The sequence below is a fragment of the Nocardia rhamnosiphila NBRC 108938 genome, from assembly GCF_000720425.1.
In the GTDB taxonomy this organism is placed as follows: domain Bacteria; phylum Actinomycetota; class Actinomycetes; order Mycobacteriales; family Mycobacteriaceae; genus Nocardia; species Nocardia rhamnosiphila.
The window spans coordinates 287627-300870 of sequence record NZ_JOAJ01000001.1; the positions used below are offsets into that span (position 1 = coordinate 287627).

Below are 13244 nucleotides of genomic sequence, written 5' to 3' on the forward strand. Positions count from 1 at the left end.
GTACTGAAATCCCCAAGCCTGCCAGGCTTCTGAAGAAAGGTGCTGGTCGTCCATGGCCCTGGAATCGTCACGGACCGCATTCGCACGAGCCCGCCGCAGCGTCGGCGGCGGGGTGGGGTCCGGCCTGCGCGCCGCGATGCGTCCCCATCCGCTCTTCGTGCGCGAAGCGCGGGGCGCGCACATCTGGGACCTGGATGGCGACCGCTACATCGACTACGTGATGGCCTGGGGCCCGCTCGTGCTCGGACACAGCGACCCGCGCATCCTGTCCGCTGTGTCCGAGGCCGCGACGAAGATGCAGGTCGTCGGCACGGGCCACGCCCTCGAATACCTCGCCGCGGAAGCGGTTCTCGACGCCGTGCCGCACGGCGAGCGGCTACTGTGGAGCAACACCGGTACCGAAGCGGTGCAGGTCGCGCTGCGGCTCGCCCGAGCCGCGACCGGGCGGCGCCGCGTCCTCAAGTTCGCCAAGAGCTATCACGGCTGGCACGACACCGTGTACGCCGGGATGTCCGAGGACGACAGCGACCGACCCGCGCGCCCGGGCAGCAAGGGCCTTTCGCCCAGCGTTCTGGACGATCTGGTCGTGGCGCGCTTCAACGACGTACCTCTGGCCGAGCGTCTCCTGAGCGAGGCCGGCGAACGTGACATCGCGGCGGTGCTCGTCGACCCGGTGATGAGCAACGCCGGTGTCGAGGCGCCCGCGCCGGAGTTCCTGTCCACGTTGCGAAATCTGTGTGACCGCCACGGCGTCGTCCTCGTTTTCGACGAGGTGATCGCCGGGTTCCGGATCGCACGTGGCGGCGCCGCCGAGAAATACGGTGTGCTCCCCGACCTGTCCGTCTACGGAAAGGCGATGGCCGGAGGATTCACCCAGAGCGCCGTCGTCGGCCGAGCGGAACTGGTCGACCAGGTGACCGACGGCGTCACCCACGCCGGAACCTTCAACGCCAACCCCATCGCGCTCGCCGCCGTCGAGGCGACGATGCGCGTACTGGCCGACTCCGATGTCTACGAGGTACTCGAGACGATCTCCGCCGAGTTCGACTCCATCGTCGGCGCTGTTCTCGGTTCGGTTCCCGGCAGCGGTAGCTTCAACCGCGTCGGCTCGCTCCTTCCATACGTCCCCGCGGGCGGGACCACCGGCCTCCACGGCACCGGCGGGCTCTGGACAACGATCATGGAAGGGATGCTGCGGCAGGGTTTCCTGTTCATGCCCTCCGGCAAAATCTTCCTCAGCACATCGCACACCACCGCCGACATCGAGGCAACGGCCGCGGCACTCTCCCAAATCATTTCGATGCACTGAATTCGGCATGAGCGTGCGCTCACCCAGTGCCCGTCAGCAGGCTCATGCCGCGCCCGGCGCGCCGATCACGCCCGAGTTCTGAGCATCTGAGGGTATAGGCAATTGCCTGGTCTTTCGGACGGGCTTGCTGCCCGATCCGAGGTGTTCTTCACGCTGCCGATCGAGCTGTCCACCCCCGGGTGGGTGGTAGGCGTTGATGTTCGCGAACGGCATTGGTTGACATCGGCCATTGAAGGGCAGATTCGATGGCAAGTGATGACGGTCCGGCAGCAACCGCGCCGGTCGGATGACCGCGGCGCCCGCACGGGAATCGGGGAACCGCTACCCGTCCCAGGTCCGCCCTGGGCGGGGCACATCGAAGTTGAGAACGCGGGTGAACTGGGAGTTTCCTCTGGTCAACTGGGTGCGCGAAGCGGATTTCGCGCTGGGTCGAGCGGGATGGGCAAGGGGTCGGGCTGTCTTGTCGTCGATCGCCGCCCGCGGCAACGTGCACGATCGTCGGCCCCCAGTACTCTGGGCAGGCAAGTTCCGACCAGTGAAGTTGGCCTGGTGCCCGTTGGTCCTCCCGCGCGGTCACCAGGGTCGCGCTACCAGCCGGCGATGGATGTCGTGGCGTGGCGGATCCTCCATCACGAGCAGGCCCGGCGGGATCTCGATATTCGCCTCGATCAACTCCAGGACATTGCCGCGGCCGGAGCTGTAGGTCGCCGGATCGGCCAGACAGCTGTGCACATCGGAGTACCGGCTCAACGCGTAGAAGTCGTGCTGCTCGTTGTAGTACAGGGGCTTTTCTTCGTGAAACTCCATCAAGGATACGAGAATGTCACTAAGATACTCACTGGTATCTGAAAACTCGACAGGTTTGTCCTGACGGTGCAGCGGGTGAACGGGGGCTCGCGACCACCTGTGCTCGCCGGTAGGTATGCGCTGTCCGCGCCGGCCTGTCATCCCGCCGGTGCTGCCGAGCCGGGGCATCTGAGAGGAACGTCAGTGAACGCAGAACATCCATCGACGGACTCCGGTCGTGTGCGTCCCCGCTATCGCTTCGACCGGCACACCCCGGAATACCGTGAGCGGTTCTCGGCCATCACCCGGGAGATGCACGAGAAATGCCCGGTCGCCTGGACCGACACCTATGACGGTCACTGGGTCGCCGCCGGTAATCGTGAGGTGTTCGAACTCGCTCGCTGCCCGTACGTGTCCAACGACCGGGACTACAAGAACGAGCGCCGGGGCTATCTCGGTATCACCATCCCGTTCGCGCCCACCCCGATGCCGATACGCAACGGGATCCTCGAAATGGACGACCCCGAGCACCGCCTGTTCCGGGCGGTGCTGAACCCGTATCTGTCGCCGAGCGCGGTGAACAGATGGCTGCCGTTCATCGACGAGGTGGTACGCGCCTGTCTCGACGACAAGATCGAGACCGGACATATCGACTTCGTCGACGATCTCGCCAATATCGTTCCCGCCGTGGTGACCCTGGGCATGCTGGGCATTCCGCTGGAGAAGTGGGTCGTCTACAACGAGCCCTCCCATGCCGTGGTGTACACCCCGCCGGATTCACCCGATATGGAGCGGGTGCAGGGCCTGAACATGGCCATGGGTCTGGATCTGCTGGCGAGCCTGCACGAGATACGGGAGAATCCGCGGCCGGGGCTGGTCGATGCCCTGGTGCGGATGGATATCGACGGGGAGAAACCCGAAGATATCGATCTGCTCGGGATCCTGGGGCTACTCATCGGCGGTGGGTTCGATACGACCACCGCACTGACCGCGCACTCACTGGAATGGCTGTCCGAGCATCCGGAGGAACGCGAAACCCTCAGCCGCGAACGTGACGTCCTGCTGAATTCCGCGACCGAGGAATTCCTGCGGTTCTTTACACCCGCACCCGGCGACGGCCGCACCATCTCCAAGGACTGCGAAATCGCCGGCCAGGAGTTCCGCGAAGGGGAGCGGCTGTGGCTGTCCTGGGCGATGGCCAACCGTGATCCCTCGGTATTCCCCGATCCCGATACCGTGGTTCTGGATCGAAAAGGCAACCGGCACGTGAGTTTCGGGCTGGGAATACATCGCTGTATCGGATCCAACCTCGCTCGGCTGGTGTTCAAGCGAATGCTCGTCGCTGTTCTCGACCGGATGCCGGACTACCGCTGCGATTCCGACGGGGCGATGCACTACGACACCATCGGTGTGATCCAGGGGATGCGGAAGCTGCCTGCGATATTCACATCTGGTCCGCGTCAAGGGCCAGGACTCGAACAAACCCTCGTCGGGCTGGAACGAATGATCACCGAGCAGGGGCTATCCGCACCCGTCGCCGCGGCACCATGACCGCTGCCGCGGATTAGTGGACCGAATCGGTCGCCGCCCGGACGCAGAATCGGGCGGCGACCGACTCGGAAATTGTGCTGTGCGGCTGTTTCCGACTCGATCGGGCGATCGTCGCGCCGCGTCCGCCGTGCGCAGTCACCGGATTCGGGACCCGATAATTTTGGTGCTCAGTGGTGCGCTTGCTCGTTTCCTCGGGCGAGGGCTTGATCGCCGTACCTGGACGCGATCAGAGTCCATGGGTCGGCGTAGGGGCCGCGGTGTTCGATGCGCCGCTGCAGGGCCAGGCCGGTGCGAAGTATCGGCCGCATGACGGGGCCGGTGAGGCGGAGGGCGGTGCGGAGGATGCGGGGTTGCGCCTCGGCGATCCAGGTGACCGTTTCGGTCCAGTCGTGCTGCTGGAAGTCCAGCAGTGCCTGTGATTGCGTGGTGTCGAACCAGCCGGTGAATGCCCAGCCGCGTTCGTCGCCGGGGTCACCGGGCAGGCTGGCCGACGGGCCGAGGCGGCCGATGCCCATGGCGTCGAACATGGTGTCCTCGACCTCGCGGTGGGTGTGCCGGTAGCTGTCGTTTCCGGCTATGAGCAGTACTTTTCCATCGACGTCGCCGCGGCGGTCGACGGCGTTGGCGAAGGCCAGCGCGACATCGCGGGCATCGACGCCGTGCAGGCGGTTGTCACCGGGTGTGGCGCGGATGAGCACGAGATGGTCGGCGTTGATACCGGCGGTGGTGTCCGGGGACAGGATTCCGCCCAGTCGCAGCAGGGCATGGGGGAGTCCGCTGCGGGTGATGAGTGCCTCGGCCAGTGCTTTGTCTTCGCCGTACTGGTCGATCGGGTCGATCGGGGTATCCGGGGTGATGAGTTCGGGATGGCGGTGGGGATTGCGGGAACCGTAGACCGCGGCGCTGGAGGCGAACAGCAGCAGCGGGGCGCTCGGCAGGGTGGCGGCGCCGCGGACCAGGTTCTCGGTTCCGCTGACATTGATCCGCCGGGCCAGTTGCGGATTACGATAGGACGCCGGAGAGAACATCGCGGCCAGATGGACGATGGCGCCGGGGCGATATTCGGCGAAGAGCGCGTCGACGGCTTCGTGGTCGAGGAGATCGGCGAACGTTGTCCGGAGGGTGCCCGGGTGGCTCGCGCCGGCGATTTTCTCGGCGGTGGCCTGGACGGTGCCGGTGCGTAAGTCGGTGGCGACCACGGTTCGGCCGCGTGACAGCAGGATCTCGGTGACGCGTTTGCCTACCTGGCCGAACGCGCCGGTAACGAGAACGGGACTGCTCATGATGCCTTCTTCCGCGCCGAATCCGCGCTGCACGCGTGCGCTCTCGGGGATCGCAGGGAATGTGATCCGGCGGCATGGATCGTCAGGGGAGTTTGACCACGGACAGATACATTTCGAGGATCGGCCGGTAGAGGTCGATATCGTCGAGTTGGCTTCCGAGTATCACGGAGTCGCTGGTAGCGATGAGAACGTGGGCGAAGGCCAGGGGAGTGATCGTCAGGCTGCCGCCGACGCGTTCGAGGTTCTCGGCGACGAATCCGGCAAGCTTTTCGGCGACTTCCAGTCTCTTGGCCGCTACCCGGGCCTGGGCTTCGGGATTGCGCAGGAGGTAGAGCGTGAATTCGTGACCCAGAGCGGCGTGTTCGGCCCCGCGGTCGTGGCTGAGCTGCTGCCACCGTTCGGCCACTCGGTCGAGTTCGCGTGGCCCGACCGCGGTGACGGAGGAGAGGACTTCGGCGAAGTTGTCGAAGTAGCGGTGCCAGTAGCGGTCGCTCACCGCCAGGAAGAGCTCTTCCTTCACCGCGAAATGCTTGTAGATGGCGCCCTTCGTGTAACCGGCCGCGTGGGCGATGTCATCGAGAGTTGCTGCCGCGAAGCCATTTTCGGCGAAAACCTCCTCTGCGGCATCGAGGAGGAGAGAACGCGTGCGCTCGAGCCGTCGCTCCTTGGTCCAACGCTCAACCATGCCGGCGATCCTAGCATGAATCCTGGAAACCGATTGTATCCACAGATACTCATTGGTATCTTGAGCGGGCCGATGGTCCACGGCGTGGCTCGACTACTCGGTAGTCGAGCCACGCGCCGGAGCCCCGGTGACCTCGAGCTCCTCGTCGGTCCGTGCCCCATCGCCGGGCATTCGGCGAGCGCCGCACGACACAAATGCAGAAGGAGACAGTTTCATGAGCGAACTGTCGAAGAAGAACGCACCCACTGTCACCGAATCCCTCGGTGGTGCAGCCACACTCGGTGCGGAGCGCAAGCCAGCGAGCAATGCCGTCCGGATCTGGGCGGTGATCGGCGGCCTGGTTCTCGCTCTCCAGATCTACGTCTGGATCAGATGGGTCACCGGGCCCTATTTCGAACGGGTGCCCCAGGGGCCCAACGATCCGCCGATGCTGATGAAGACGATCCTGAGCATCTGGACCGCCGGTGTCCTGATCGGATTCCCCTTCGCCATCTATTGGTGGATCATCAGGCCGTGGTGGCGGGAGCGCCGGATCACCCTGGACGGCATACTCCTGGTGTCCATGGGCCTGATGTTCTTCCAGGACCCGTTCCTGAACTACATCAACACCTGGTGCACCTACAACACGTGGATGTTCAACAGGGGTTCCTGGGCTCCCCATATTCCGGGCTGGGTATCCCAGGAAGAACCCGGCGCACAAGTCGCCGAACCGTTGCTGATGAACATCCCGGGCTACGCATGGGGTGTACTGCTCATCACGATCGGCGTGTGCTGGTTCATGCGCAAGGTCAAATCGCGCTGGCCCGGGATCAGCAACCTGCGGTTGATCGGTATCACCTTCGCGTTCACATTCGTCCTGGACTTCGTGATGGAAGCCTGCATGCTGCTGCCGCTCGGGCTCTACACCTACCCGGGCGCGATCCAGTCCGTATCGTTCAACGCCGGTCACTACTACCAGTGGCCGATCTACGAGGGCGTGATGTGGGGCGCGGTCCAGGCGGGCCTGGCCTGCTTGCGTTTCTTCACCGACGACCGCGGCCGCACCGTGGTGGAACGGGGTATCGATCAGATACGCGGGGGCGTGGTCCGGCAGCAGCTCGCCCGCTTCCTGGCCGTATTCGCGGCCGTGAGCGCGATCTTCTTCGTTTTCTACAACGTTCCCGCGCAGTGGTTCGGGCAGCAGGCCGACCCCTGGCCCGCCGATATCCAGGAGCGTTCGTATTTCACCGGTGGCATCTGTGGTGACGGCACGGATAAGCCCTGCCCGCACCCCGATCTGCCGATGCCGCGCCACGATTCCGGCTACATCGACAAGAACGGTGATCTCGTCTTGCCGGACGGTGTCGAGGTACCGAAGATCGTGCCGTTCCAGCCGGAGGACTGATATGCCGACCACAGCAACCGCTCCGCCCCGCACCACGACGAACGCACCCTTCTATCGCCCGGCGGGTGACGAGGCGGAAGTGTTCCACGCGGCCTCCCGGCGTGGGCTGCCGATTCTGTTGAAGGGCCCCACGGGGTGCGGGAAGACCCGTTTCGTCGAGGCCATGGCGCATGAACTGGGCCGGCCCCTGATCACCGTTGCCGGCCACGAGGATATGACCTCGGCGGATCTGGTGGGCCGATTCCTGCTCAAAGGCGGGGAAACGGTTTGGGTAGACGGTCCGCTGACCAGAGCGGTGCGTGCGGGCGGCATCTGCTACCTGGACGAGATCGTGGAGGCCCGCCAGGACACCACGGTCGTAATTCATCCACTCGCCGACCACCGCCGGGAGCTTCCCATCGACCGCCTGGGCACGTCGGTGCGTGCCGCTCCGGGGTTTCAGCTGGTGATCTCCTACAACCCGGGATATCAGAGCGTTCTGAAGAACATCAAAGAGTCCACTCGTCAGCGTTTTGTCGCGATCGAGCTCGGGTTCCCGCCCGCCGAGATAGAACGCGAGGTCGTTGCGCGTGAATCCGGTGTCGACGCCGAAACCGCGCATGCGCTGGTCCTATTGGGTAACGCCATCCGTGGCCTGGAAGGTTCACCGCTGCGCGAGGCGTCCTCGACGCGGATGCTGGTGCTCGCGGGGAGTTTGGTGGCCGAGGGGCTGGGCCTGCGTACCGCGGTCCGGGCCGCTGTCGTGCAGGCGCTGTCCGACGATCCGGATATCGTCCGTGCCCTGGGCGAACTCGCGGATGCGGTACTGCCGCCGTCATGACCGCCGCGAAACCGGAAAGCCCGGAACAGCTCGGTCTACTGGCCACCTTCCTGGCCGGCCGGGCCGTCGGTGTCGCGACTGCACCGGCCGGCCGGCCCGCATATACCAACGGCAAGGTAGTTTTCGTCTCCGCGGGCGCGCCCCTGGCACAGCAGCGTAGGGAAGTAGTGGTGCAGAGCGCTCTGCTCGGTGCGGGAAGTCTGGACAAGCATATGGTCAAGGCCCTTCGGGGGCGCTCGGCCGTCGCACGCAGCTACCTGGCCCTGGAAGGCCGGCGGGTACTCGCCGAACTGCCCGGCCGAGTTCCCCTGGTCGCCACGTTCGACGCGGTAGGTGAAGCCGGCACCGGCAACCCGGCCGAGTCACTCGCCGCCGCCCGCGGCAGAACCAGGATCGCGGACCCGCCCCGATGGTTCGGGACGATCGAACCCGCCCGGCTGCTGAGCGCCGATGCCGGACCGGGTACTCGGGCCACGGACAACGACCTACGCCTGGAATTGGATCTCGCCGACCCGCTCGAGACCGATGACGACGCCGACGTCCACGAGGGATCCGGTGGCAGCCGCATCCTGAAACTCTTCGAAAATCCCGTGTTCAACTCGCAGTTCCTTGCCGACCAGCTCCGCAAGTTGCTCGGTAGTTCACCCGGATCCGGGGACAGCGACGCCGGTGCCGAGATGCGAGCGCGCGCCGTACGCCGCGCCCGGATGCGCAGTGGTGATGCCCGCCCGGTACCGACCACGATCAATTTCGTCGACGACCGGAAACCCGGCGCTGCCATCGGGATAGGTGGCGCGCTGCACCCGGAATGGGACGTCCATTCGGGTCGGTACCGACCCGAATGGTGCCGGGTGATCGACTTCCCGCCGACCGTCGACGCCGACCTCTCCGCTGCCACGGTCGCGCCCGACGGCATGCTCCGCAAGCGCCTCGCCCGAGTCGGTCTGGGCCCCAGAACTCTACGCGGCCGTCCCGACGGAGACGAACTGGACACCGACGCGCTGATCGATCTCATGGCCGACGTACGCTCGGGTTACTCACCAACCGAGAACGTGTACACCGACACCCGCAAGGTCGCCCGGAACCTGGGCGTCCTCATCCTGCTCGACACCTCTGGGTCCGCCACCGAAACCGACCTCGAGGGCACGGCGGTCCACGAGCACCACCGACGGGGCGCCGCCACCCTGGCTGCCACCCTCGAAGAACTGGGCGACCGCGTCGCTGTCTACGCATTCCGCTCCGACAGCCGCCACGCCGTACACCTCCCCGTGATCAAGACGTTCGAGCAGCGGTTCGGTGCCGTCGAACGGGCCCGGCTCCACCAGCTCCGGCCCGCGGGCTACACCAGACTCGGCGCCGGAATCCGGGGCGCGGCACGGATTCTGGATGCCGAAGCGGGAACACCCTATCGACTGCTCCTCGTCCTCTCCGATGGCCATCCCTACGACCACGGCTACGAAGGCTGCTACGCCGAAGCCGATACCGCGAAAGCGATCGAAGAACTCCGCGCCGACGGTATCGCCTGCCTCTGCCTGTCGATCGGTTCGGCCACAGCACCCGACGCACTCGAACGCGTCTTCGGCCCCGCCGGCCACGCCCATGCCGCAACGCTGGCGGAGTTGAGCCCACACATGGACGAACTGTTCGTGGCTTCGCTTCGAGAACTCGCGGCACCGAGAGCTCGACGGTAGGACGGGCCCCAGGCTTTCAGTGTTGGTATAGAACGAGTGGTCGTTGCGCGGCGCTCGACGGCAGCCGATGTCTCGCGGCCAGCACGGCGTCGCCCACGTCCTCTTCAGAGAGCATCACCGTGCCGGCAAATTGCAGCTTCCGCACATCGGGTAGCTCTTGTCGGCCGGCACTCGTTGGGCCGAAGGGAGACCCGTCGTCGACGGGGGTTGTCCGTGGGCCTCGGCCCTATTCCGGCCGACCCTCTATCCCCCGGTGGTCGCGGGATTCTTCGGTCGCGCGGCGGGGGCGAATCGCTGGTTGGACGGTGTCCGGTGCTGCTCGGCGCGGCTGCGTAGGATTTCGGCGGTTTGGTCGTCGGCCGGGAGAAAGGCCTCGAGGCTGAGTTCGGAGAGGGTGATGTCGACGGCGGTGGCGAAGCTGGTGATCGTGGTGATCAGTCGGAGTTCGCCATCGGGGCTGCTCAGGCGTAGGGGGACGGCGAAGCCGAGGTGGTCGGGACCCAGGTCTGCCTCGGGGAGGTAGCTCTCGAGTTCGGCAATGAACTCGTCGAGGCGGGTGTCGGGGCTGCGCAGCGCCTTACCGCGCAGGCTTTCGGTGACGTGGCGGCCCCATTCGGGCAAGTTCTGCACGCGCCGGGCCAGCCCATCGGGATGCAGGGCCAAGCGGAGCACATTGATCGGGGGGGGTGATCAGCTCTGCCGCGCTCCCTTCGGTGAGGAGGTCGATCGCGGCATTGGCGGCGACCAGTCGGCCGTAGGGCCGGGTGACGACCGCGGGGTAGGGCAGATGACCGTCGAGAATGCGCTCCAGCGCTGTGCGGACCGGACCCAATTCCATCGTATCCAGGTCGGATTCGGGGAAGATCGGGGCATAGCCCGCAGCGAGCAACAGCGCGTTTCGCTCGCGTAGCGACAGTTCGAGCGATTCGGCCAGCCGCACCACCATGGTGCGACCCGGTCGGGAGCGTCCCTGCTCCAGGAAGCTCAGATAGCGCTGACTGGTGGCGGCGCGAATGGCCAGCTCGAGCTGGCTCACGTGCCGTTGGGTTCGCCAGTGCCGCAACTGCCGCGCGAACGGACTTGGCTCTACCACCGCGGTCATGACTCCAGTGATATCCGACCCGACGCATCCGCGCCATTCCCCGCGGGGAATGACCGAACCGCATCGGCACGGCAGCGGGGTCATTCCCTGGAGGGAGTCGCGCCGCGGCGTTGTGCTCGCAAAACTCTGAGCCATGAGCAAGCGATTCGATGACAACGACCTGACCGCCTTCGCCGAGCGCTACATGGCCCAGTGGAACGAGGCAGACCCGGAGCTGCGCCGCAAGCTGATCCACGAGATCTGGGCGCCGTCCGGTGCGCAGACCCTGGTCGATCCGCCGGTGGAGATCCGGCAGGCGGCCGCGCAACTGAGCTTCGCCGTGCCCGCACTGGAAGTGCGCGGCCACGACGCGATGCAGGCGCGGGTGACCCGCGACTACGAGATGTTCGTCGCACCCGGCGAGTACGTCTTCGAGGTGGGCGAGGCCGCCGAACTGCCCGCCGGCCTGATCGGCCTGCCGTGGTCGATGGTCGCGCGCGCCGATGGCGCTGTCGCCGGCGGCGGCTACGAGGTCATCGGCCTCGACGCCGACGGCCGCATCAGCTTCGACCACCAGTTCATCGAGGGTGTGCGGTGAGTGTGTCGAGCATGCGAAAGTCGACGAAAGCGTTGCGGTACACACGGATCGTGCACACCGCCGACGGCGGCTCGCGATTCGTCGACGCGGAACTCGATCTGGCCGATATCACACTGTGGCTGTAGGCGTCCCGGCGATGGCGGTCACGGGAATGTCGCCGTCGGCGGCCGTGACGTACTTGCGTAGTGCACAATTCGACAGCGAACCGCGTCCGGCCCGGCCGAACAGTGGATTGTGATGTTGCGCGGCGTGCTCGAGGTGACGACGAATGATGGTCGCAAGCGACGCTTCGTCTCCGGCGACCTGGTCCACGTGCCCGACACCGACGGGCTCGGGCACGTCACCGTCGGTGTCGGGGACGGGCCCTTCGAGGGCTGTTCGTACCGACCACGAATTCTTCTCGTCGGCGACGACAGGGGCCGGTGTCTGCTGGATGTGCCTGGTGCATGGCGGAGGTCCGGGCCGCGACGCCGACGGCTGTGAGGGGGAGTTCGGTCCTACGGCACGTAGAGCGTAGCGAATCCTGGGGTGTGGATGCCGCCTGCATTGAGGATGAGTGCAACCTGCCCGACGCCGGTGTGCAGTGTTGCCTCAGGAGGGAATCCGTGGAGCCCATCGGACGTTTGCGCGGCCCCGGTCGCGCCTGTGGAGAGGTTGATCCATTGTACCGACGCATTGACCGAACAGCCCCAACCTCGGCCGGATTCAGAGGAATCAGAGCCTCGTCCTCCTGCAACAACGACGACGCCGGACTGTTCGCCGACAATAGCAACGCAGTTGGCTGCAAAGGTATCGAAGCTCCCGGCCGGATTACCGAACGGGGCAGAGTTGATCTGGAACGGAACCGTGGTGGCTGCGGCGGCTACCCCAGCTGCCGATAACCCTGGCAGGGCGAACACCACTGCACATATGACAAGCCTACGAACGAATTTCATGACCGGACTGTATCGGGGTTTCGGACTGGTGCGGTCGCGCATTGAATTATCGCAGGTTCTCGACCGCGGTGATCTGTCGGGGAGGGGGCACGCTCGAGGCATGGGTGCCGTCGTGGAAGTCGCTAACCTACTCGAGCACAACCGGTTTCAGTCTCTCATGGGTCATCTGGAGCAGGCTGGCGAACATCAAGGCGTACCGAATGTTCTCTGGCCGCAGATTTGCTTCGACTGCCCGCTTGTATCCCTCCGGATCGTCCGCATGTCCCACTGCATCAGTGTGGCGAAGCCGGCGATCATCGGCATCGGATTGTCGGTGGCGGTTTTGGTAACCGAAACCCCTTTGGCCGGCTACGCGTTCGTGATCGGCGCGCCTTCACCATATCCTTCCGGGTCTGGCTCTTTGGACGCGGTGTAGAGCTCACGCGCCGACGCAGCCGAATGACCCGCGACCCCCATGGAGACCAGATACGTCGCATCGGTGACGGGCGGGCCGACGGCGAAGGCGTTCAACATCGACTTCGCTTCTCTCTTCGGGCAAGTTGCCGAGGCCCGGGTTCGGCCGGGTAACCTGTGGTCCGGTGACGACGAAGCCCGAAGCGTTGTAGACCGGCTCGGTCTCGACGCCGGATTCGACGCGATTCATCTGGGCGATCTGGGCATGGCCGCCGCTGAGGAAGGCCTGGCCGGAACGATGTTCGCGATCGTGCAGTCCGGGCTCGGCCAGTTCGTCTACCGGATGGCATCACCCCGAGAACTCTGGTATCACGCCTCGATGGCGAGGCGTCGAATCCTGTCACCGTCGAGCTCGAACCGGTGGTGCACCGTGGCGGTGCCGCCGGGGAAATTGCCGTCCAGGCGGATGAGTACGGTCGGGTGCCGGCTGTCGGTGCTGCGCTGCCCGATCCGTGTAGCGGTGTAGCTCCACTCGGTGGAAGAATTCCGGAGCCATGCGGTGATCGCGGCAATGCCCTCGTAGGTGTTGCCGTCGTCGAGCACGGTGGCGTCGGGAGTGAAAAGTGCGGCAGCGTCGGCTGCGCGATGCTCGTCGTGGGCGTCGAGGTAGGTGACGACCACCTTCGCCAGTAGGCCGCCGTTGTAGGCGTCGAATTTCTCGCTCATCG

Annotated in this window: 14 protein-coding genes and 1 pseudogene; 7 read left to right on the plus strand and 8 right to left on the minus strand. The window is 65.5% G+C overall.

The genetic code is table 11. The features are described from left to right. The first annotated feature begins 52 nt into the window (after positions 1-52). A complete protein-coding gene (locus tag IG75_RS0101405) occupies positions 53-1309 on the plus strand; it encodes an aspartate aminotransferase family protein (protein ID WP_030519280.1) in 1257 nt (418 codons plus the stop codon). Between the two features lie 582 nt (positions 1310-1891). Here the strand turns inward: IG75_RS0101405 and IG75_RS0101410 are convergent. Continuing rightward, positions 1892-2101: pseudogene (locus tag IG75_RS0101410) on the minus strand (cytochrome P450); the annotation flags it as partial. A 198-nt stretch (positions 2102-2299) separates the two neighbouring features. Between IG75_RS0101410 and IG75_RS0101415 the strand changes: the two are divergent. Next, positions 2300-3646 (plus strand): cytochrome P450, encoded by a 1347-nt coding sequence (locus IG75_RS0101415; protein ID WP_030519282.1) that lies wholly within the window; start codon positions 2300-2302, stop codon positions 3644-3646. Between the two features lie 167 nt (positions 3647-3813). Here the strand turns inward: IG75_RS0101415 and IG75_RS0101420 are convergent, their stop codons facing one another. Both IG75_RS0101420 and IG75_RS0101425 read right to left on the minus strand, forming a co-directional pair. Further along, complete coding sequence (locus IG75_RS0101420) at positions 3814-4929, minus strand: NAD-dependent epimerase/dehydratase family protein (RefSeq protein WP_036512424.1); 1116 nt, start codon at positions 4927-4929, stop codon at positions 3814-3816. 82 nt (positions 4930-5011) lie between these two features. Next, on the minus strand, positions 5012-5614 hold the full coding sequence (locus tag IG75_RS0101425; RefSeq protein WP_030519284.1) for a TetR/AcrR family transcriptional regulator: 603 nt from the start codon (positions 5612-5614) through the stop codon (positions 5012-5014). A 214-nt stretch (positions 5615-5828) separates the two neighbouring features. On the opposite strand from IG75_RS0101425, the gene IG75_RS0101430 reads away from it, so the two are divergent. The 3 genes from IG75_RS0101430 to IG75_RS0101440 are packed head-to-tail and all read left to right on the plus strand — an operon-like array spanning position 5829 to position 9509. Continuing rightward, entirely contained in the window at positions 5829-6998 is a 1170-nt protein-coding gene (locus tag IG75_RS0101430; RefSeq protein WP_030519285.1) for a spirocyclase AveC family protein, read from the plus strand. 1 nt (position 6999) lies between these two features. Then, entirely contained in the window at positions 7000-7818 is an 819-nt protein-coding gene (locus IG75_RS0101435) for a CbbQ/NirQ/NorQ/GpvN family protein (protein WP_030519286.1), read from the plus strand. Further along, positions 7815-9509, plus strand: coding sequence for a nitric oxide reductase activation protein NorD (locus IG75_RS0101440; RefSeq protein WP_030519287.1), 1695 nt, complete (start codon positions 7815-7817; stop codon positions 9507-9509). The genes IG75_RS0101435 and IG75_RS0101440 overlap by 4 nt, the downstream gene beginning before the upstream one ends. Before the next feature lie 243 nt (positions 9510-9752). On the opposite strand, the gene IG75_RS40040 is transcribed toward IG75_RS0101440, so the two are convergent. Both IG75_RS40040 and IG75_RS40045 read right to left on the minus strand, forming a co-directional pair. Then, entirely contained in the window at positions 9753-10139 is a 387-nt protein-coding gene (locus tag IG75_RS40040) for an MmyB family transcriptional regulator (RefSeq protein ID WP_247904477.1), read from the minus strand. Next, positions 10087-10611: a helix-turn-helix domain-containing protein gene (locus IG75_RS40045; RefSeq protein ID WP_247904478.1), complete on the minus strand. Its 525-nt coding sequence runs from the start codon at positions 10609-10611 to the stop codon at positions 10087-10089. The genes IG75_RS40040 and IG75_RS40045 overlap by 53 nt, the downstream gene beginning before the upstream one ends. 133 nt (positions 10612-10744) lie before the next feature. On the opposite strand from IG75_RS40045, the gene IG75_RS0101450 reads away from it, so the two are divergent. Then, positions 10745-11188 carry a hypothetical protein gene (locus IG75_RS0101450; RefSeq protein ID WP_030519288.1) on the plus strand — a complete coding sequence of 148 codons (444 nt, stop codon included), beginning with the start codon at positions 10745-10747 and terminating at the stop codon, positions 11186-11188. 108 nt (positions 11189-11296) lie between these two features. Here IG75_RS0101450 and IG75_RS38855 read toward each other — a convergent pair whose 3' ends face one another. Together IG75_RS38855 and IG75_RS37985 are read right to left on the minus strand one after the other, a co-directional pair. Continuing rightward, positions 11297-11527 carry a hypothetical protein gene (locus IG75_RS38855; RefSeq protein ID WP_156058568.1) on the minus strand — a complete coding sequence of 77 codons (231 nt, stop codon included), beginning with the start codon at positions 11525-11527 and terminating at the stop codon, positions 11297-11299. Positions 11528-11685: 158 nt separating this feature from the next. Then, positions 11686-12123, minus strand: coding sequence for a hypothetical protein (locus tag IG75_RS37985; protein ID WP_081876566.1), 438 nt, complete (start codon positions 12121-12123; stop codon positions 11686-11688). A gap of 100 nt (positions 12124-12223) precedes the next feature. On the opposite strand from IG75_RS37985, the gene IG75_RS38860 reads away from it, so the two are divergent. Then, positions 12224-12538 carry a hypothetical protein gene (locus tag IG75_RS38860; RefSeq protein ID WP_156058570.1) on the plus strand — a complete coding sequence of 105 codons (315 nt, stop codon included), beginning with the start codon at positions 12224-12226 and terminating at the stop codon, positions 12536-12538. Positions 12539-12885: 347 nt separating this feature from the next. Here the strand turns inward: IG75_RS38860 and IG75_RS0101470 are convergent, their stop codons facing one another. After that, complete coding sequence (locus tag IG75_RS0101470; RefSeq protein WP_030519289.1) at positions 12886-13242, minus strand: nuclear transport factor 2 family protein; 357 nt, start codon at positions 13240-13242, stop codon at positions 12886-12888. Positions 13243-13244 lie beyond the last annotated feature (2 nt).

Coding starts and splice junctions, on each gene's coding strand:
- IG75_RS0101430 (WP_030519285.1), top strand. CDS start 5,829: ATGAGCGAACTGTCGAAGAAGAACGCACCCACTGTCACCGAATCCCTC.
- IG75_RS0101450 (WP_030519288.1), top strand. CDS start 10,745: ATGAGCAAGCGATTCGATGACAACGACCTGACCGCCTTCGCCGAGCGC.
- IG75_RS0101435 (WP_030519286.1), top strand. CDS start 7,000: ATGCCGACCACAGCAACCGCTCCGCCCCGCACCACGACGAACGCACCC.
- IG75_RS0101420 (WP_036512424.1), bottom strand. CDS start 4,929: ATGAGCAGTCCCGTTCTCGTTACCGGCGCGTTCGGCCAGGTAGGCAAA.
- IG75_RS38860 (WP_156058570.1), top strand. CDS start 12,224: ATGGGTGCCGTCGTGGAAGTCGCTAACCTACTCGAGCACAACCGGTTT.
- IG75_RS0101470 (WP_030519289.1), bottom strand. CDS start 13,242: ATGAGCGAGAAATTCGACGCCTACAACGGCGGCCTACTGGCGAAGGTG.
- IG75_RS37985 (WP_081876566.1), bottom strand. CDS start 12,123: ATGAAATTCGTTCGTAGGCTTGTCATATGTGCAGTGGTGTTCGCCCTG.
- IG75_RS0101440 (WP_030519287.1), top strand. CDS start 7,815: ATGACCGCCGCGAAACCGGAAAGCCCGGAACAGCTCGGTCTACTGGCC.
- IG75_RS0101425 (WP_030519284.1), bottom strand. CDS start 5,614: ATGGTTGAGCGTTGGACCAAGGAGCGACGGCTCGAGCGCACGCGTTCT.
- IG75_RS40045 (WP_247904478.1), bottom strand. CDS start 10,611: ATGACCGCGGTGGTAGAGCCAAGTCCGTTCGCGCGGCAGTTGCGGCAC.
- IG75_RS0101405 (WP_030519280.1), top strand. CDS start 53: ATGGCCCTGGAATCGTCACGGACCGCATTCGCACGAGCCCGCCGCAGC.